At 71.6% G+C, this 18,107-nt stretch carries 18 protein-coding genes; 15 read left to right on the top strand and 3 right to left on the bottom strand.

All coding sequences use genetic code 11. From position 1 onward, the window contains the following. A partial coding sequence (locus ACTWQJ_RS25130; RefSeq protein WP_443308842.1) for a hypothetical protein occupies positions 1-453 on the bottom strand: 453 nt, incomplete at its 3' end. 336 nt (positions 454-789) lie between these two features. Between ACTWQJ_RS25130 and fmt the strand changes: the two genes are divergently transcribed. From fmt to ACTWQJ_RS25055, 15 genes are all read left to right on the top strand, one after another. Then, a complete protein-coding gene (gene fmt, locus ACTWQJ_RS25125) occupies positions 790-1,722 on the top strand; it encodes a methionyl-tRNA formyltransferase (protein WP_443308841.1) in 933 nt (310 codons plus the stop codon). Positions 1,723-1,790: 68 nt separating this feature from the next. Then, complete coding sequence (locus ACTWQJ_RS25120; protein ID WP_443308840.1) at positions 1,791-3,212, top strand: RsmB/NOP family class I SAM-dependent RNA methyltransferase; 1,422 nt, start codon at positions 1,791-1,793, stop codon at positions 3,210-3,212. A 170-nt stretch (positions 3,213-3,382) separates the two neighbouring features. Then, positions 3,383-4,069, top strand: coding sequence for a ribulose-phosphate 3-epimerase (rpe, locus tag ACTWQJ_RS25115; RefSeq protein WP_443308839.1), 687 nt, complete (start codon positions 3,383-3,385; stop codon positions 4,067-4,069). 89 nt (positions 4,070-4,158) lie between these two features. Beyond that, positions 4,159-5,202 (top strand): sugar-binding transcriptional regulator, encoded by a 1,044-nt coding sequence (locus tag ACTWQJ_RS25110; protein WP_409473250.1) that lies wholly within the window; start codon positions 4,159-4,161, stop codon positions 5,200-5,202. 40 nt (positions 5,203-5,242) lie between these two features. Next, entirely contained in the window at positions 5,243-5,617 is a 375-nt protein-coding gene (locus ACTWQJ_RS25105; protein WP_443308838.1) for a ribonuclease domain-containing protein, read from the top strand. After that, complete coding sequence (locus ACTWQJ_RS25100; RefSeq protein WP_443308837.1) at positions 5,614-5,952, top strand: barstar family protein; 339 nt, start codon at positions 5,614-5,616, stop codon at positions 5,950-5,952. The genes ACTWQJ_RS25105 and ACTWQJ_RS25100 overlap by 4 nt, the downstream gene beginning before the upstream one ends. Positions 5,953-6,059: 107 nt before the next feature. Further along, positions 6,060-7,505: a GuaB1 family IMP dehydrogenase-related protein gene (locus ACTWQJ_RS25095; RefSeq protein WP_443308843.1), complete on the top strand. Its 1,446-nt coding sequence runs from the start codon at positions 6,060-6,062 to the stop codon at positions 7,503-7,505. Positions 7,506-7,643: 138 nt separating this feature from the next. After that, positions 7,644-8,039 (top strand): hypothetical protein, encoded by a 396-nt coding sequence (locus ACTWQJ_RS25090; RefSeq protein ID WP_443308836.1) that lies wholly within the window; start codon positions 7,644-7,646, stop codon positions 8,037-8,039. Between the two features lie 234 nt (positions 8,040-8,273). Next, positions 8,274-9,743 (top strand): amino acid permease, encoded by a 1,470-nt coding sequence (locus tag ACTWQJ_RS25085; RefSeq protein WP_443308835.1) that lies wholly within the window; start codon positions 8,274-8,276, stop codon positions 9,741-9,743. 10 nt (positions 9,744-9,753) lie between these two features. Further along, positions 9,754-10,206 carry an Lrp/AsnC family transcriptional regulator gene (locus ACTWQJ_RS25080; protein ID WP_224733849.1) on the top strand — a complete coding sequence of 151 codons (453 nt, stop codon included), beginning with the start codon at positions 9,754-9,756 and terminating at the stop codon, positions 10,204-10,206. A gap of 101 nt (positions 10,207-10,307) precedes the next feature. Next, the gene (locus tag ACTWQJ_RS25075; RefSeq protein ID WP_443308834.1) at positions 10,308-11,462 is read left to right on the top strand and encodes an MFS transporter; all 1,155 of its coding nucleotides are present in this window, start codon (positions 10,308-10,310) and stop codon (positions 11,460-11,462) included. Between the two features lie 138 nt (positions 11,463-11,600). Beyond that, positions 11,601-13,568 carry a nitrate- and nitrite sensing domain-containing protein gene (locus ACTWQJ_RS25070; protein WP_443308833.1) on the top strand — a complete coding sequence of 656 codons (1,968 nt, stop codon included), beginning with the start codon at positions 11,601-11,603 and terminating at the stop codon, positions 13,566-13,568. Positions 13,569-13,575: 7 nt separating this feature from the next. Beyond that, positions 13,576-13,953, top strand: a complete 378-nt coding sequence (locus ACTWQJ_RS25065) for a DUF742 domain-containing protein (RefSeq protein ID WP_443308832.1) — start codon at positions 13,576-13,578, stop codon at positions 13,951-13,953. Positions 13,954-14,118: 165 nt separating this feature from the next. Then, positions 14,119-14,907 carry a carbon-nitrogen hydrolase family protein gene (locus ACTWQJ_RS25060; protein ID WP_443308831.1) on the top strand — a complete coding sequence of 263 codons (789 nt, stop codon included), beginning with the start codon at positions 14,119-14,121 and terminating at the stop codon, positions 14,905-14,907. Positions 14,908-14,954: 47 nt separating this feature from the next. Then, a complete protein-coding gene (locus tag ACTWQJ_RS25055; RefSeq protein ID WP_443308830.1) occupies positions 14,955-16,652 on the top strand; it encodes a flavin monoamine oxidase family protein in 1,698 nt (565 codons plus the stop codon). Between the two features lie 4 nt (positions 16,653-16,656). Here ACTWQJ_RS25055 and ACTWQJ_RS25050 read toward each other — a convergent pair whose 3' ends face one another. Together ACTWQJ_RS25050 and ACTWQJ_RS25045 are read right to left on the bottom strand one after the other, a co-directional pair. Further along, positions 16,657-17,586: an LLM class F420-dependent oxidoreductase gene (locus ACTWQJ_RS25050; RefSeq protein WP_443308829.1), complete on the bottom strand. Its 930-nt coding sequence runs from the start codon at positions 17,584-17,586 to the stop codon at positions 16,657-16,659. Positions 17,587-17,674: 88 nt separating this feature from the next. Then, positions 17,675-18,107: DUF5995 family protein (locus ACTWQJ_RS25045; RefSeq protein WP_443308828.1), on the bottom strand; the 433-nt coding region annotated here is incomplete at its 5' end.

The following is an 18,107-nucleotide window of genomic DNA, read 5'->3' as shown; positions in this document are numbered from 1 at the left end:
GGCCGCGGGGACCGTCGGCACGGTGGGGATTCCGGTGTTGACATTGACCGTGCGGGTGCCCGACGGCTCCGTGCTCCGCTCGGCCTCGGCGGCCGCCTGTGCAGTGGCGCGGCGAGAGCCGTAACGACGGTGGACCGCCTGCTTGGTGACACCGAGTGCGGAGCCCACCGCGTCCCACGAGAAGCCCAGTGAGCGGTCGAAGTCGACCGCGGCCGTCACCAGGGTCTCGACACTGTCCCGCAGTTCCTGGGCGAGCCGGACCGTCGGGGCGGGGGCGCGTCCGTAGACGACGAAGCCCGTGGAGGGGCCGGAGCGGCGCGGGCGGTAGACGTTGCCCAGCTGGGCGGTGAGCGTGCGCAGTGCGTCCACCTGCCGGCGGACCCGCTCGATGTCCCGCACCAGCAAGTGCAGGCTGGCCCGAGCCTGGGCGTCGTGGGTTGCGTGGTCGGCCATGAACAAGCCTCTCGAACCGGCGTTGAGGAGAAAGGATCGGGCCGCGATGGTCGCGCGGCCCGTTGTGGTCAACTCTTTCTTGACCAACGCGGATTCGCTCCGCGGGTCACGCAGTGGGGGCGTATGGGCATATGCGTGCGCCTGTCCGTGCCGGGTGTGCGCGGTCGGCTCGGCCTTCGGCCGGGCTCCGGTTTTCTCCCACCCGTGCACCACCCGTTTCCCGTTGGGCGAGAAGCTGACGTCTCCCGTGGGGGTTGGTCGTCGTCGGCGGCTTTCCGGGCTCATAGACTTGTGTGTTGCCCGTTGCCAGCCCAGCCGAGAGGCCCGTGTCCGCCCATGAAGCTTGTCTTCGCCGGTACCCCCGAGGTCGCTGTTCCCGCTCTGGACGCCCTGCTTGCCTCCGGGCGGCATGAGGTGGCCGCCGTTGTCACGCGGCCGGATGCGCCGGCCGGGCGGGGGCGCAGGCTGGTCGCGAGCCCCGTCGCCGAGCGGGCCGAGGAGGCCGGGATCGAGGTGCTGAAGCCGGTGAAGCCGCGGGACCCGGAGTTCCTGGACCGCCTGCGGGAGATCGGGCCGGACTGCTGTCCCGTCGTCGCCTACGGGGCGCTGCTGCCCCGCGTGGCCCTCGACGTCCCCGCCCACGGCTGGGTCAACCTGCACTTCTCGCTGCTGCCCGCCTGGCGGGGGGCCGCGCCCGTGCAGCACGCCATCATGGCGGGCGACGAGATCACGGGGGCGTCCACGTTCCTCATCGAGGAAGGGCTCGACTCCGGGCCCGTCTACGGGACCGTGACCGAAACGATCCGGCCCACCGACACCAGCGGCGACCTGCTGACGCGGCTCGCCTTCGCCGGCGCCGGGCTGCTCGCCGCAACCATGGACGGCATCGAGGACGGCACGCTGAAGGCCGTACCGCAGCCCGCCGACGGCGTCACCATCGCACCGAAGATCACCGTCGAGGACGCCCGGGTCGACTGGTCCGCGCCCGCCCTGCGGATCGACCGGGTGGTGCGGGGCTGCACCCCCGCGCCGGGCGCCTGGACCACCTTCCGGGGCGAGCGGCTCAAGCTCGTCCAGGTCGCGCCCGTGCCCGACCGGACGGATCTCGCCCCCGGTCAGCCGGCGGTCGGCAAGAACAGCGTCCATGTCGGCACCGGCTCGTACGCCGTCGAGCTGCTGTGGGTGCAGGCTCAGGGCAAGAAGCCGATGCGGGCGGCGGACTGGGCGCGCGGGGTGCGTATCGCGGAGGGGGAGAGGCTCGGGGCCTGACGGCCCGGTGGGAGCCCTTCGACGTACGCTGGGTGCACACCGTATACAGAAACCCGGAGCACCTTTTCGTGAGCGACACCTCCCGTCGGCCCCGCAAACCCGGCAAGCCCTACCGTCGGCCCAAGAAGGACCCCGTGCGCATCCTCGCCTTCGAGGCGCTCAGGGCGGTCGACGAGCGGGACGCGTACGCCAACCTGGTGTTGCCGCCACTGCTGCGCAAGGCGCGCGAGAGCGGGGACTTCGACGGGCGGGACGCCGCCCTCGCCACCGAGCTGGTGTACGGGACGCTGCGCCGGCAGGGGACGTACGACGCCGTCATCGCGGAGTGCGTCGACCGGCCGTTGAGGGACGTCGATCCGCCCGTGCTCGACGTGCTGAGCCTCGGTGTGCACCAGCTGCTGGGGACGCGCATCCCGTCCCATGCGGCCGTCTCCGCCACCGTCGAGCTCGCCCGGGTCGTGCTCGGCGACGGGCGGGCCAAGTTCGTCAACGCGGTGCTGCGCAAGGTCGCCCAGCACGACCTCGACGGATGGCTGGAGCGGATTGCGCCGCCCTACGACGAGGATCCCGAGGACCATCTCGCCGTCGTGCACTCGCATCCGCGCTGGATCGTCTCCGCGCTGTGGGACGCGCTGGGCGGCGGGCGGACCGGCATCGAGGAGCTGCTGGCGGCCGACAACGAGCGGCCGGAGGTGACGCTGGTCGCCCGGCCGGGGCGGGCCACGACCGATGAGCTGCTGCGTGAGGACGCCGCCGTGCCGGGGCGCTGGTCGCCGTACGCCGTGCGGCTCACCGAGGGCGGCGAACCCGGTGCGATCGAGGCCGTACGGGACGGTCGTGCGGGCGTGCAGGACGAGGGCAGCCAGCTCGTGGCGCTGGCCCTGGCCAACGCGCCGGTCGACGGGCCCGACGAGCGGTGGCTGGACGGGTGTGCCGGACCCGGTGGCAAGGCCGCGCTGCTCGCCGCCCTCGCCGCCGAGCGGGGTGCCGCGCTGCTGGCCGCCGAGAAGCAGCCCCATCGGGCCGGACTGGTCGCCAAGGCACTGCACGGCAATCCCGGGCCCTACCAGGTGATCGCCGCCGACGGGACCCGGCCGCCGTGGCTGCCGGGCACCTTCGACCGCGTACTGATGGATGTGCCGTGCACCGGGCTGGGCGCCCTGCGGCGGCGGCCCGAGGCGCGCTGGCGGCGCCGGCCCGAGGACCTCGACGGCTTCGCGCCGCTCCAGCGCGGGCTGCTGCGCACCGCCCTGGAGTCCGTGCGCGTCGGCGGCGTCGTCGGCTACGCGACCTGCTCGCCGCACCTCGCCGAGACCCGGGCCGTGGTAGCCGACGTGCTCAAGCAGTTCCCCGAGACGGAACTCATCGACGCCCGTCCACTGCTGCCGGACGTACCGAACCTCGGCGACGGCCCCGACGTACAGCTGTGGCCCCATGTGCACGGAACGGACGCGATGTACCTGGCGCTCATCCGGAGGACCGCCCCGTAAGGGGCGCGGGGCCGTGACATATGCGGCTCCTCCCCCACCCTCGGCTTCGCTCGAGCGGGGGGACCCCCACCGCGGGCGCGACCAGCCACAGACGGCCCGCGCTGCTTCTGCAACCATTCCCACCCGACACCGATGACGCTCACCCCCGGAGGGCATGGCAGGCTTGGGGCATGGCCGTGCAGATCAACCCCAGCATCCTGTCCGCCGACTTCGCGCGCCTCGCCGACGAGGCGAAGGCGGTCGAGGGGGCCGACTGGCTCCACGTCGACGTCATGGACAACCACTTCGTACCGAACCTCACGCTCGGCGTGCCGGTCGTGGAGTCCCTGGCCCGGGCGACGGACACTCCGCTGGACTGCCATCTGATGATCGAGGCCCCCGACCGGTGGGCACCCCAGTACGTGGAAGCGGGTGCCTCTTCGGTCACCTTCCATGTGGAGGCGGCCGCCGCACCGGTGCGTCTCGCCCGGGAGATCAGGGCCAAGGGCGCCCGCGCGTCCATGGCGCTCAAGCCCGCGACGCCCATCGAGCCGTACGAGGATCTGCTTCCCGAGCTCGACATGCTGCTGATCATGACGGTCGAACCGGGCTTCGGCGGGCAGGCGTTCCTCGACATCATGCTTCCGAAGATCCGCCGCACCCGTGAGCTGATCGGCAAGCACGGCCTCGAACTGTGGCTCCAGGTCGACGGCGGGGTCTCGGACGCAACCATCGAGCGGTGTGCGGAGGCGGGCGCCGACGTCTTCGTCGCGGGTTCGGCGGTGTACGGCGCCGCCGACCCGGCCGCCGCGGTGCGTGACCTGCGGGCCAAGGCGGAGGCCGTGACGAAGCAGGCAACATGGGCGTGCGACCACTGAGCCACGGTTACGTGAACGGCGCCCGTCGGTCGTCGATCAGGGCTGATCAACCGCGCCGGATCTGCAAGGATGAACGGCGAATCCAGAGTGTGAACAGCAGTGAGGAGATCGCCGTGTCGGGTATGTCGGCGGGCCGGTCAGCCATGCGGATGGGACCCGCTGAGCTGGTGCAGGCGGCGGCCATGGCCCGCCGCTTCTACCTCGAGGGAAAGTCCAAGATCCAGATCGCTGAGGAGTTCGGCGTCAGCCGCTTCAAGGTGGCCCGGGTCCTGGAGACCGCCCTCGAACGGGATCTCGTGCGCATCGAGATCCGCGTCCCGGCCGAGCTGGACGCCGAGCGCTCCGACGCGCTGCGCGCCCGCTACGGCCTCAGGCACGCCGTCGTGGTCGAATCCCCGGCCGAGGCCGAGGAGACCCCGGATCCCGAGAACCTGGGTGAGGTGGCCGCCGACCTGCTCGGCGAGCTCGTCAACGAGGGGGACGTCCTGGGCCTGGCCTGGGGCCGGTCCACCATCCACATGGCCGCCGCCCTCGACCGGCTGCCGCCCTGCACGGTGGTGCAGCTGACGGGCGTGTACGACGCCGGGACCGCCGAGCGCGGCTCGGTGGAGGCCGTGCGGCGGGCCGCGCAGGTGTCCGGCGGTGACGCGCATCCCATCTACGCGCCGATGCTGCTGCCGGACGCCGCCACGGCGGCCGCGCTGCGCAATCAGACCGGGATCGCCCGGGCCTTCGAGTACTTCGACAAGGTCACGGTCGCCTGCGTCTCCATCGGCTCCTGGGAGCCGGGCATCTCGACGGTGCACGACATGCTCAGCGACGAGGAGCGTGCGCACTACGCGTCCCTCGGAGTCGCCGCCGAGATGTCCGCGCACCTCTTCGACTCCGACGGCCGCCGGGTCGGACGGGACCTCGGTGAGCGGTGCATCACGGTCAAGGCCGACCAGCTCCGCCGTATCCCCGAGGTCGTCGCGATCGCCGGCGGGCAGCGCAAGGCGGCGGCGATCGATGCCGTGCTGCGCTCGGGGCTGGTCACCAGCCTGGTGACGGACACGTCCGCGGCCGACTACCTGATGACCGCAGGGCCGACGCCGCGACCCGCGCTGAACCGGGCCGACCCGGACGGGGCCTGACGGAAGGCCGTGCGGGGGCGGCCGTGGCAGCATCGGCGGCATGGTGCTGCGGTTCGTCCCCCGGGTGCTGGCCTGCCTCTTCGCCGTCCTGCTCGTGGGATGCGGCGACACTTCCGCCCCACCGTCGTGGGCCCGGGACACGGCCACCGTCCGGGAGGCCGAGCTCCCCGCCGAGGCCCGCGAGACGCTCCGGCTCATCGACGAGGGCGGACCGTTCCCGTACGCCAGGGACGGTGCCGTCTTCGGGAACTTCGAGCGGCTGCTGCCGACGCACGAGCGCGGCTACTACCGCGAATACACCGTCAGGACGCCCGGCTCACGCGATCGCGGCGCCCGGCGCATTGTCACCGGGCGGGGCGGCGAGATCTACTACACCGACGATCACTACGACTCGTTCAGGGCGGTACTGAGATGACGGAGCTCGTGGTCACCCTCGACCTCGACGGGGTCACGGACAAGGCCGGCCTGATGGACCGCTGCGCCCGGGCCCTTCAGCTGCCCGACTGGTTCGGCCGCAACTGGGACGCGCTGGCCGACAGCCTCTCCGACCACGACGTCTGGCCCGAGGACGCCGTCGAGAAGGGGCTGCTGATCGTCGTACGGAACTGGCAGCCGTACGCGAAGGCGCGCCCACAGGAGTGGGAGACCGCCCAGGAGGTGTTCGTCCAGGCCGCGGACGTGGCGTCGGCGCTGACCGTGGCGCTCGCCCTTGGAGGATCCTCCGAAGGCGGCTCTGACCAGCCTGGATGAAGTGACCGGGCATCGCATTCCGGCCGTCATGGGACAATGAAGTACGTGCTCTTCCCCCTGGCTGACCTGTCCGGGGGCCACCTCTGATCGACTGGGATGTGCAGCACGTGCGTTTCCTCAACGACATCCAGCCCTCGTACGACCTGACGTACGACGACGTGTTCATGGTGCCGAGCCGCAGCGCGGTCGGCTCCCGTCAGGGCGTGGACCTCAGCTCCCCGGACGGCACGGGCACCACGATTCCGCTCGTCGTCGCCAACATGACGGCGATCGCCGGCCGTCGCATGGCCGAGACGGTGGCCCGGCGCGGCGGCCTCGTGGTCATTCCGCAGGACATTCCGATCGAGGTCGTCACCGAGGTCGTCTCCTGGGTGAAGAGCCGCCACCTGGTCCTGGACACCCCGATCGTGCTGGTGCCGCACCAGACCGTCGCCGACGCGCTGTCCCTGCTGCCGAAGCGTGCGCACAACGCCGGTGTGGTGGTCGACGAGGAGCACCGCCCGATCGGTGTCGTCACCGACCGGGACCTGACCGGCGTCGACCGCTTCACCCAGCTCGAAGTGGTCATGTCCAAGGACGACCTGCTTCTGCTCGACGCCGGCATGGACCCGCGCGAGGCCTTCAACACCCTCGACCACCACAACCGGCGCTACGCCCCCGCCGTCGACGCGGACGGCAAGCTCGCCGGCATCCTCACCCGCAAGGGCGCCCTGCGCGCCACGCTGTACACGCCGGCCACCGACGCGAACGGCAGGCTGCGTATCGCCGCCGCCGTCGGCATCAACGGCGATGTCGCGGGCAATGCCAAGCAGTTGCTCGACGCAGGCGTCGACACGCTCGTCATCGACACCGCGCACGGCCACCAGGAGTCGATGATCAGCGCCGTCAAGCTGGTGCGTGACCTCGATCCGCAGGTCCCCGTCGTCGCGGGCAACGTCGTCTCCGCGGAGGGCGTGCGCGATCTGATCGAGGCGGGCGCCGACATCGTCAAGGTCGGCGTGGGACCCGGCGCCATGTGCACGACCCGGATGATGACCGGCGTGGGCCGGCCGCAGTTCTCGGCCGTGCTGGAGTGTGCCGCCGAGGCGAAGAAGTACGGCAAGCACGTGTGGGCCGACGGTGGTGTCCGGCACCCGCGTGACGTGGCGATGGCGCTGGCCGCGGGTGCGTCCAACGTGATGGTCGGCTCGTGGTTCGCGGGCACGTACGAGTCGCCGGGCGACCTCCAGCAGGACCCCGACGGTCGCTACTACAAGGAGTCGTTCGGCATGGCGTCCGCACGCGCGGTGGCCAACCGCACGTCGGAGGAGTCGGCGTACGACCGGGCCCGCAAGGGGCTGTTCGAGGAGGGCATCTCCACGTCCCGCATGTACCTGGACCCGGCCCGCCCCGGCGTCGAGGATCTGATCGACTCGATCATCGCGGGCGTCCGCTCCTCCTGCACCTACGCCGGCGCCGGCTCCCTCGAGGAGTTCGCCGAGAAGGCCATCGTCGGCATCCAGAGCGCCGCTGGCTACGCCGAGGGCAAGCCCCTGCACGCCAGCTGGAACTGAGCCGACTCCCTCTCGTACGGCCCCCGTTGTCCCGCCCGCCGGGAAAACCGGGGGCCGTTCGCATCCCCGGCGCTTTGTCCGGAAGGCGAGGGGTCAAGCCATCTTGACGTCAAGAAGGCTTGACGCAAGCCTGGAGTCATGACGACACCGCAGGGCATCGAGCCGCAGTACACGCTTCTGACCGCCGTGGCCCGTCTCGACGAGTTGCGCCGACGTGAGTCGCTGGCCGGGGCAGGCAGTGACGAGGAGGCCCTCGACCGGGCCGAGCTGCTGGAACTTCTCGCGCTGAGCGAGGTCGTGGCCCGCAAGGCCGCGTACGGGCGTCAGCTCACCGTGCGCGCCGCCCGTGAGGCCGGCGCCTCCTGGTCCCGGATCGGCGCGGCGCTGGGCACCAGCAAACAGGCCGCCTGGGAGGCGCACACACGCTGGATCGACGCCCAGGCCGAGGCGTACGGAAAGCCCGGCCAGATGGGCTTCGACGCGTCGGACGCGGCCGAGGCGCGGGCGGTCGCGGGAGGCCCGGACGAGCTCTGAAACAGCGTTCGCGCAACGGTCGACAGCCGCCGTGCAACGAACGCTCACACCTTCCCGATGAACGCAATGATCTTGCGGGCATACGCAAGGTTGCTGCATTACAAGGGCAACGTCGCTGCTCATAGGCTGTCGCCTCGTACGTGGCGTGGCGGGGACCCCGCTCGGTGGGTCCCTGCTCGAAGGGGTGCCGCCGGTCCCCGTCTCCCTGACCGGCAGCGATGAAGGAGCCAGCGCGTGCTCGACCAAGGCGCACCCCCGCAGAACAATCGCCAGACCGCCCCGCCGTCCCCGGGCGTCGCCGCGCGCCTGATGCGTCGTAAGCCCGTGGAACACCTGGTCGCGGAAGGTGGCCAGGGCGAGGGAGGCGCGCTTCGGCGCTCCCTGGGGCTGTGGCAGCTCACCATGATCAGCATCGGTGCCACCCTCGGCACCGGTATCTTCGTCGTCCTCGGCGACGCCGTCCCCGAGGCCGGCCCCGCGGTCACCCTGGCGTTCGTGATCGCCGGACTCACCGCACTGTTCTCGGCCCTCTCGTACGCCGAGCTGGCGGGCAGCATCCCGGTCGCAGGCTCCTCGTACTCGTATGCGTACGCAACGATGGGCGAACTGGTCGCCTGGGTCTGCGGCTGGTGCCTGGTGCTGGAGTACGGCGTCTCGGTGGCCGCCGTCGCCGTCGGCTGGGGCGAGTACCTCAACGAGCTGCTCGACGGCACCATCGGGGTCACCATCCCGTCCGCCCTGTCCTCGGCGCCCGGTGAGGGCGGCATCATCAACCTGCCCGCCCTGATCGTCGTCCTGCTGGCGATGGTGTTCCTGCTGGGCGGCGCCCGTGAGTCCGCCCGCGTCAACACGATCATGGTCGCGGTGAAGATCGCCGCCCTTGTGCTGTTCTGCGCAGTCGGCTTCATGGGCTTCAAGTCCGGCAACTACGCCGACTTCATGCCGCTCGGCATGGCCGGGGTCAGCGCCGCCGGTGCCACGCTGTTCTTCTCGTACATCGGCTTCGACGCCGCCTCCACCGCCGGTGAGGAGGCCAAGAACCCCAAGCGCGACCTGCCGCGGGCGATCATGCTGTCGCTGATCATCGTGACCGCGCTGTACGTGCTCGTCGCGGCCGTCGCCGTCGGCGCGTGGAACTGGACCAAGTTCGAGGGCTCCGACGCCTCGCTCGCCGCGATCATGAACGACGTCAGCGGCCAGACCTTCTGGGGCACCCTGCTCGCGCTCGGCGCGGTCATCTCCATCGCGAGCGTCGTCCTCACCGTGCTCTACGGCCAGACCCGCATCCTGTTCGCGATGTCCCGCGACGGCCTGGTGCCCAAGTCGCTCGGAAAGATCCACCCGAAGACCGGCGCGCCCCGCCTCAACACGGTGATCGTGTCCCTGTTCTGCGGTGTGCTCGCGGCCCTGATCCCGCTGGGCAAGCTCGTCGACGCCACCAGCATCGGCACGCTGTTCGCCTTCGCCCTGGTCAACATCGCGGTGATCGTCCTGCGCTACAGGCGACCCGAGCTGGAGCGCACGTTCAAGGTGCCGTTCGGCCCGGTTCTGCCGATCCTGGGCTTCGCCTTCTGCGCGTACAACATGTTCAGCCTCGACACCGTGACCTGGGTCGTCTTCGGGTTCTGGATGGCCGCCGGTCTCGTGTTCTACTTCGTGTACGGCTATCGCCGTTCCCGTCTCGCCGCAGCAGAAGTGAAGTGAACCACCCGCAGTGCTGAACGATCTCGACGAACGCATCGTGCACGCCCTCGCCGAGGACGCCCGCCGCTCCTACGCCGACATCGGGCAGCTCGTCGGCCTGTCCGCGCCCGCCGTGAAACGGCGCGTGGACCGGCTGCGCGCCACCGGTGCCATCACGGGTTTCACCGTACGGGTGGACCCGTCGGCGCTCGGCTGGGAGACCGAGGGGTTCGTCGAGATCTACTGCCGGAGCAACACCTCGCCGGAGACCATCCAGCGGGGCCTGGAGCGCTACCAGGAGGTCGTGGCCGCGTCCACCGTCACCGGGGACGCGGACGCGATCGCCCAGGTCTTCGCCTCCGACATGCGGCACTTCGAACGGGTCTTGGAGCGCATCGCGGGGGAGCCGTTCGTGGAGCGCACCAAGTCGGTGCTGGTGCTGTCGCCGCTGCTGCGGCGCTTCTCGTCGGGGTCGCCGACGTAATTCGCTGGGCCGGGGGAGGATCGCCGCGTAGCATCGGAGCCATGACCTGGCGACATTGATCTTCATGTGAACGGGAGCAACGGGAGCCCGGCGTCCGGCGGTTGACCGCCACGCTGTACGGCTACGCGTTCCTCGACGAGTTCGTCCTGCTCTACCCGCTGTACGCGCTGCTCTTCAGCGACACCGGTCTGACGGTCGGGCAGATCTCCTTCCTCTTCGCACTGTGGTCCGTCACCGCTGTCGTGCTGGAGGTCCCCTCCGGCGCCCTCGCCGACGCCGTCTCCCGTCGGCTGCTGCTGTGGCTCGGCCCGCTGCTGACCGCCGTCGGCTTCACCCTGTGGGTGCTCACGCCGTCGTACTGGGCGTTCGCGCTCGGCTTCGTCCTGTGGGGCGTCGGCGGAGCGCTGGGATCCGGCGCCCTGGAGGCGCTGGTGTACGAGGAGCTCGACCGGCTCGGTGCGGCCGACGACTACGCGCGCGTGATGGGCCGCGCCCGTGCCGCGGGCCTGGTGGCCGTGATGGCCGCGATGGGACTCGCCGGGCCGGTGTTCGCGCTCGGCGGCTACCCGGCCGTGGGCGCGGCGAGCGTGCTGACCTGCCTGCTGACGGCGGCCACGGCGAGCCGGTTCCCGGAGCACCGGTCGCCGGCGACCGGGAGCGCGAGCTGGGCCGGCACCCTGCGGTCCGGGCTCGCCGCGGCCCGGACCGATCGGCCCGTCCGGGCCGCGCTCCTGCTGGTCGCCCTCGTCGCCTCGGTGTGGGGTGCGCTCGACGAGTACACGCCGCTGCTGGTGCGCGACACCGGCGTCCCCGGCTGGGCCGCTCCCTACCTGCTTCTGCTGATCTGGGCCGGCGCCACGGCCGGCAGCCTGCTCGCCGGTGCGGGCGAACGCCTGGGCCGGACCGGGTTCGTTGCGCTGCTCGGGGGCTCCGCACTGGCCCTCGCGGCGGGCGCCCTGGCACGGACGCCGGCCGGGCTGGTGCTGGTCGCCGTCGCCTTCGGCGGGTTCCAGCTCGCGAACGTGCTGGCCGACGCCCGGCTCCAGCGGCGGATCGACGACACCGGGCGGGCGACCCTGACATCGGTCGCGGGCCTGGGGACCGAACTGGCCACGGTCGCCGTGTTCGGCGGCTACGCGGCGGTCGCCTCGTCGACCGGGCACAGCACGGCGTTCGCGGTGTTCGGGGTGCCGTATCTGGTGACCGCGCTGGTGATGGCGGCCGGAGGAACGGGGCGCGGGAGGCGTAAGCCATGAGGCAGCGGTGGCGCGGGCGACCATTGCGGTCCTCGGCGCCGTCCCGTAGGTTGTGCCGCGGCTTGCTACCGGTGGGTAGAACCGGTGGGTAACCGACTGTGTCCAGCCGTCCGACCGTCCTGTCGCCCTGGGGAGACCATGCGCCGGCCCATCGGCCGTCCCACCACCGTGCGTGCCCGGATCGTGGCGCTCGCGGTCGCGCCGGTGATCGCTCTGATGATGCTGTGGAGCTTCGCCATGTGGTCCGTCACCGGCGAACTGCGCGCGCTGATCCGGGTCCAGGGGGTCTACGAGGACTTCGGCACGCCCGTGGACACGGCCATCGGGCAGATGCAGATCGAGCGGCGGCTCTCGGCCGCGTACCTGGGCGCCGGGCACCGTACCGACACTGCCGTGGACCTCCTGGAGCAGCAGCGTCGCACCGACCGTGCGGTGAGCGCCATGCGCGACGCGATCCGGGACGGCGACCGCGACCGGCTCTCCGCGCGGCAGCGGCAGGTGCTCGACGCCGTCGTGGACTCCGCCGACCAGCTGGAGGCGCTGCGCCAGCGGGTGCTGTCCCGGGACATCTCCTGGGACCGTGCGGTGAGCGAGTACAGCACCCTCGTGGAGCCCGGCTTCGACGTCCAGTCCACGCTCACCGCCCTGCAGGCCGGGCAGTTGGCGCGGGAGGCGCAGGTCGTCATCGAGCTGGTCCGGGTGCGGGAGTTCGTCTCGCGCGAGGACGCCCTGGTCGCCGGGGCGCGCGCCGCGGGCACCCTCACCGACCGGCAGTACGACACGCTGACCGCGACCATCGAGGACCGCCGGGTCTTCGAGCGGACGTATGTGCCCGACCTGCCGTCCGACTCACGGGTGCTGTTCGAGGAGTTCCGGCGCAGCGACCTGCACCGGCAGTTGACCGCGAGCGAGGACGCCCTGCTGCGGGCCGGAGCGGACGGCGCGGGCGAGGCCGTCGCGGCCGACTCCTGGCGCACCACCACCGACCGGGCCGTCAAGCGGTACATGCTGCTGTGCACCGAGTCGGCCGTGAACTCCGCCGAACGCGGACGGGCGTTCGCCTACCGGGAGTTGGCCAAGGCGGTCGCCGTCGGTGTGGTGGGCCTCGCGGCCGTTGCCCTGTCGCTGTGGCTGGCGGTACGCGGCGCCCGGCGCATCTCCCGGCGCCTGGAGACGCTGAGGGATGCCGCCGATCTGCTGACCGCACACCAACTGCCCGACGTGATGGAGCGGTTGAGCGCCGGAGAGGACGTGGACGCCGCCACCGAGGCGCCGCCGCTCGCCGACGGGGAGGCGGGCGACGACGAGATCGGGCAGGTCGGCCGGTCCTTCAACGCCGCACGGCTCGCGGCCGTCGAGGCCGCCGTCCGGCAGGCCGCGCTGCGCCGGGGCATGTCCGCGGTGCTGCTGAACATCGCCCGGCGCAACCAGGCGCTCGTACACCGGCAGTTGAAGCTCGTCGACACGCTGGAGCGGCGGACCCACGATCCGGACGTCCTGGAGGAGCTGTTCCGCATCGACCACCTCACCACCCGGATGCGCCGCCACGCGGAAAGCCTGATCATCCTCTCCGGCGCGGCACCCGGCCGTCGATGGCGGCGCCCGGTCCCCCTCGCCGACGTCGTGTCCTCCGCGGTGAGCGAGATCGAGAACTACGCCCGCGTGGAGGTGCCCCCGATGGAGCCGGTGGGCGTCGCCGCGGACGCCGTCGCGGACGTCGTGCACCTGATCGCCGAGCTCGTCGAGAACGCCACCATGTTCTCGCCGCCGCACACCCGGGTCACCATGCGCACCGGACGAGCGGCTCGCGGCGGTTTCGTCCTGGAGATAGACGACCGGGGCCTGGGCCTCGCCGCCGACCAGCTGGCTCAGGCCCACCGCACCCTCACCCGCCCCGACGACTTCGACCCCACCCGGCACGACCGGCTCGGGCTCTACGTCGTGGGCAGACTCGCCGCCCGGCACGACATCCAGGTCACCCTGAGCGGATCGCCGTACGGCGGTACGACGGCGGCGGTGCTGCTGCCGGAGGGGGTGCTCGCGCCGCTGGAGGCGGAGGAGGCCGACACCGCCGTACGGTCGGCCGCCGGCACCGACGATCCCTGAGCCGACCGTGACCGACGACCACTGGTACGAGGACGAGACCGGGTCGATGGTGCGCCCCTACATGGTGACGCGCGGCCGGACCCGGCCCTCCGGCCGTCACACCGTCGACCTGATGTCGCAGGTCACCGCCGTGGAGGCGGACGAGGGGCGGCCGGGCCTCGACCACGCCCGCGCCTCGCTGCTCGACCTCGTGCGCCGCGGCCCCCGGCCGGTCGTCGAGCTCGCCGCCGACGCCGACCTGCCCCTGACCGTCGTACGGGTGCTGCTCGGCGATCTGGCCGAGGCCGGTCTGGTGCGCATCGACGAGCCGCGGTGGCCGACGGGCGGACCGGCCACGGACCCGGAGCTGCTGCGGGAGATCGTGGCGCGGCTGCGCGAACTGTGACCGGCTCGCCCAAACCGGGCCGCGCAACGAATCGCCGCCCCGCCCCGAACGGACGCAACGATCGGCTCACCGGCGCGCAACGGCTCCTCCTTGTCCCGTGGAACCCGCCGCCCGTACCGTCTACGTGGCCCCCACATCCATCCCCCGTACCGGTGAGGATCACGCATGCGCACCGCCCTGCTCCAGAGCTCCGGCCGCCCCGGCTCGACCGTCGAGAACCTCAAGGTCCTCGACGAGGCCGCGGGGCGCGCCGCCGCCGCGGGCGCCGCGCTGCTGGCCGCGCCGGAGATGTTCCTGACCGGCTACGCGATCGGCGACGACATCGCCCGCCTCGCCGAGCCCGCCGACGGCGATGCCGCCGACGCGATCGCCGACATCGCATCCCGGCACGGTCTGGCCATCGCGTACGGGTACCCGGAGCGCTCCTCGGACGCCGTCCACAACTCCGCCCAGCTGATCTCCGCCGACGGCACCCGCCTCGCCAACTACCGCAAGACCCACCTCTTCGGCTGCTTCGAGCGCGACCACTTCACCCCGGGCGACCAGCCGGTCGTCCAGGCCGAGCTGAACGGTCTGCGGGTCGGCCTGATGATCTGCTACGACGTGGAGTTCCCGGAGAACGTCCGGGCCCACGCCCTCGCCGGCACCGACCTGCTGCTGGTGCCGACCGCGCAGATGCACCCGTTCCAGTTCGTCGCCGAGTGCGTCGTGCCGGTGCGCGCCTTCGAGAACCAGATGTACGTCGCGTACGTCAACCGGGTCGGCCAGGAGAGGGAGTTCGAGTTCGTCGGGCTCTCGACCCTCGCCGGGCCCGACGGGATCGCCCGCACCCGCGCCGGGCGCGGTGAGGAACTCGTCCTCGCCGATGTCGACCCCGCTTTCCTCGCCGCTTCCCGCGAGGCGAACCCGTACCTGAAGGACCGCCGCCCCGGTCTGTACGGGTCCCTCGTCTGAACCCCCTCAGCTCCCCCAGCTCTTCCCGCGCAAGGAGTCCCCACCCCATGACGTCCACCGTGCCCAACGCCGTCGAGCACGCAGACGAGCAGCACCCGCCGATCACCATGTTCGGCCCGGACTTCCCGTACGCCTACGACGACTTCCTCGCCCACCCGGCGGGCCTCGGCCAGATTCCGGCGACCGAGCACGGCACCGAGGTCGCGGTCATCGGCGGTGGCCTGTCCGGCATCGTGGCCGCGTACGAGCTGATGAAGATGGGCCTCAAGCCGGTCGTCTACGAGGCCGACCGGATCGGCGGACGGCTGCGGACCGTCGGCTTCGACGGCTGCGACCCGTCGCTGACCGCCGAGATGGGCGCGATGCGCTTCCCGCCGTCCTCCACGGCCCTCCAGCACTACATCGACCTGGTCGGACTCGAGACCCGCCCGTTCCCCAACCCGCTGGCCGAGGCCACCCCGTCCACCGTCGTCGACCTCAAGGGCGAGTCGCACTACGCCGAGACGATCGACGACCTGCCGCAGGTCTACCGGGATGTGGCTCAGGCCTGGAACAAGTGCCTGGAGGAGGGCGCCGACTTCTCCGACATGAACCGGGCGATGCGCGAGCGCGACGTCCCGCGCATCCGCGAGATCTGGGCGAAGCTCGTCGAGAAGCTGGACAACCAGACCTTCTACGGCTTCCTCTGCGACTCCGAGGCCTTCAAGTCCTTCCGGCACCGCGAGATCTTCGGCCAGGTCGGCTTCGGCACCGGCGGCTGGGACACCGACTTCCCCAACTCCATCCTGGAGATCCTGCGGGTCGTCTACACCGAGGCCGACGACCACCACCGCGGCATCGTCGGCGGCTCCCAGCAGCTGCCGCTGCGCCTGTGGGAGCGCGAGCCGGAGAAGATCGTGCACTGGCCGTACGGCACCTCGCTGGCCACGCTGCACGCGAACGGCGAGCCGCGCCCGGCCGTGACCCGTCTGCACCGCACCGCCGGCAACCGGATCACCGTGACGGACGCGAACGGCGACATCCGCACCTACCAGGCGGCGATCTTCACCGCCCAGTCCTGGATGCTGCTGTCGAAGATCGCCTGCGACGACTCGCTCTTCCCGATCGACCACTGGACCGCGATCGAGCGGACCCACTACATGGAGTCCTCGAAGCTGTTCGTCCCGGTCGACCGGCCGTTCTGGCTGGACAAGGACGAGGAGACCGGCCGGGACGTCATGTCGATGACCCTCACCGACCGGATGACGCGCGGGACCTACCTCCTCGACGACGGTCCCGACAAGCCCGCCGTGATCTGCCTGTCGTACACCTGGTGCGACGACAGCCTGAAGTGGCTGCCGCTGTCCGCGAACGAGCGGATGGAGGTCATGCTGAAGTCGCTCGGCGAGATCTATCCCAAGGTCGACATCCGCAAGCACATCATCGGCAACCCGGTGACGGTCTCCTGGGAGAACGAGCCCTACTTCATGGGCGCGTTCAAGGCCAACCTGCCCGGCCACTACCGCTACCAGCGGCGCCTGTTCACGCACTTCATGCAGGACCGGCTGCCCGAGGACAAGCGAGGCATCTTCCTCGCCGGCGACGACATCTCCTGGACGGCCGGCTGGGCCGAGGGCGCCGTCCAGACCGCGCTGAACGCGGTCTGGGGCGTCATGCACCACTTCGGCGGCACGACCGACCCGGCCAACCCCGGCCCCGGCGACCGCTACGACGAGATCGCGCCGGTGGAACTCCCCGAGGACTAGCCGGCTAGATTCCGGCCGCTCGCGCCCTCTCGTACACCTGGGCGGCGACGTCCTTGAGTTCCTGGGCGTCCCGCACGGTGGACTGGAGGTCGAGGAGGATCTCCTCGAGGCCGATCTCGGCGTGCGCGACCAGGTCCTCGACGATCTGGTCGACGCTGCCCTGGAAGGGGCTGCGGTCGGGGCCGTCGTACGCCGCGGCCGTGTACTGCGGGTTCACCCGCATCACGGTCCGGATCGGCTCCTTGCGTCCGCGCTCGGCCGCCAGGTCCTGCAGCTGGCGCCACTGCGCGGCCACGGCATCGGCGCCCATGCCCACCGGCATCCAGCCGTCGGCGTGGTCGACGAGGCGGCGCCGTGCCCTCGGGGTGTTCGCCGCCAGCAGGATCGGGATCGGCCGGGCCGGCTTGGGGCCGACCACGGCCGAGGCGATCTTCGTGACGCGCCCGTCGTACGACACCGGGTCCGGACCCCACACCGAGCGGCACACCCCGATCAGCTCGTCCAGCATCTGCCCGCGCTCCTCGAACGGCCGCACCGACGCGGCCGCGTACTCGTCGAGGGACCAGCCCGTGCCGAAGCCGGCGACCACCCGGCCGCCGCTCGCCGCGTCCAGCGAGGCCAGCGCCTTGGCGAGCTGGAACGGCACGTGCAGCGGCGCCACCAGCACGCTGGTGCCCAGCTCGGCACGCTCGGTGGCGGCGGCCGCCAGGGTGAGCGTGACCAGCGGGTCGGCCACGCCCCGGTAGGAGTCGGGCCAGGGGAGCCCCTCGATGCCGTACAGGCCCTGGGTGGCGGGCTCCGGGAACAGAGCCCGCTCGTACACCCACAGGCTGTCGTAGCCGGTCCTCTCGGCGGCGCGCGCCACGTCGGGCACGTCCCGTCCGAGGTCGTACTGCCTGTTCTGCGGGAGGCCGAGTCCGAGGCGGGTCGCCATGCCCTGTGCTCCTTTGCAAGAGGTCCTTTTCTGTCGAACGTACAGCGGTCACACAGGAGTTCCGGCGCACGGCACGGCCCGGGCCGGATCAGTCCGGCAGCGGGGTGAGCATCATCCGTCCCGCCAGGCCCACCGCCGCGTCGAGGCGGTCGGTGAACTCCCGGGCGACGTCCGGGAGCCGGCGCAGTGCCCACAGGGCCCGCGCCGTCGACCAGGTGGCGTCCCGGGCGCGCTCCAGGCTCCAGGCGCCCAGCAGATGGGTGAGCGGGTCGGCGATCTGCAGCAGGTCGGGACCCGGCATCAGATCTTCGCGGATGCGCTCCTCCAGCGTCACGAGGAGGTCGCCCACGCGGTCGAACTCGTCCTCCAGGTCGCCGGGTTCGCAGTCGAGCGTACGACAGGCGTCCACGACGGCGAGCGCGAGGTCGTGCCCGATGTGCGCGTTGATGCCCGCGAGCGCGAACTGCAGCGGTCGTACGCCGGGATGGCGACGGTACTGGAACAGCGGCCGCCAGCAGGCG

This window comes from Streptomyces sp. KR55, from assembly GCF_052245645.1.
GTDB classification, from domain to species: Bacteria; Actinomycetota; Actinomycetes; order Streptomycetales; family Streptomycetaceae; genus Streptomyces; species Streptomyces flavusporus.
Note: the sequence above shows the minus strand (reverse complement) of the source record. Positions and strands in the feature narration are given on the sequence as shown.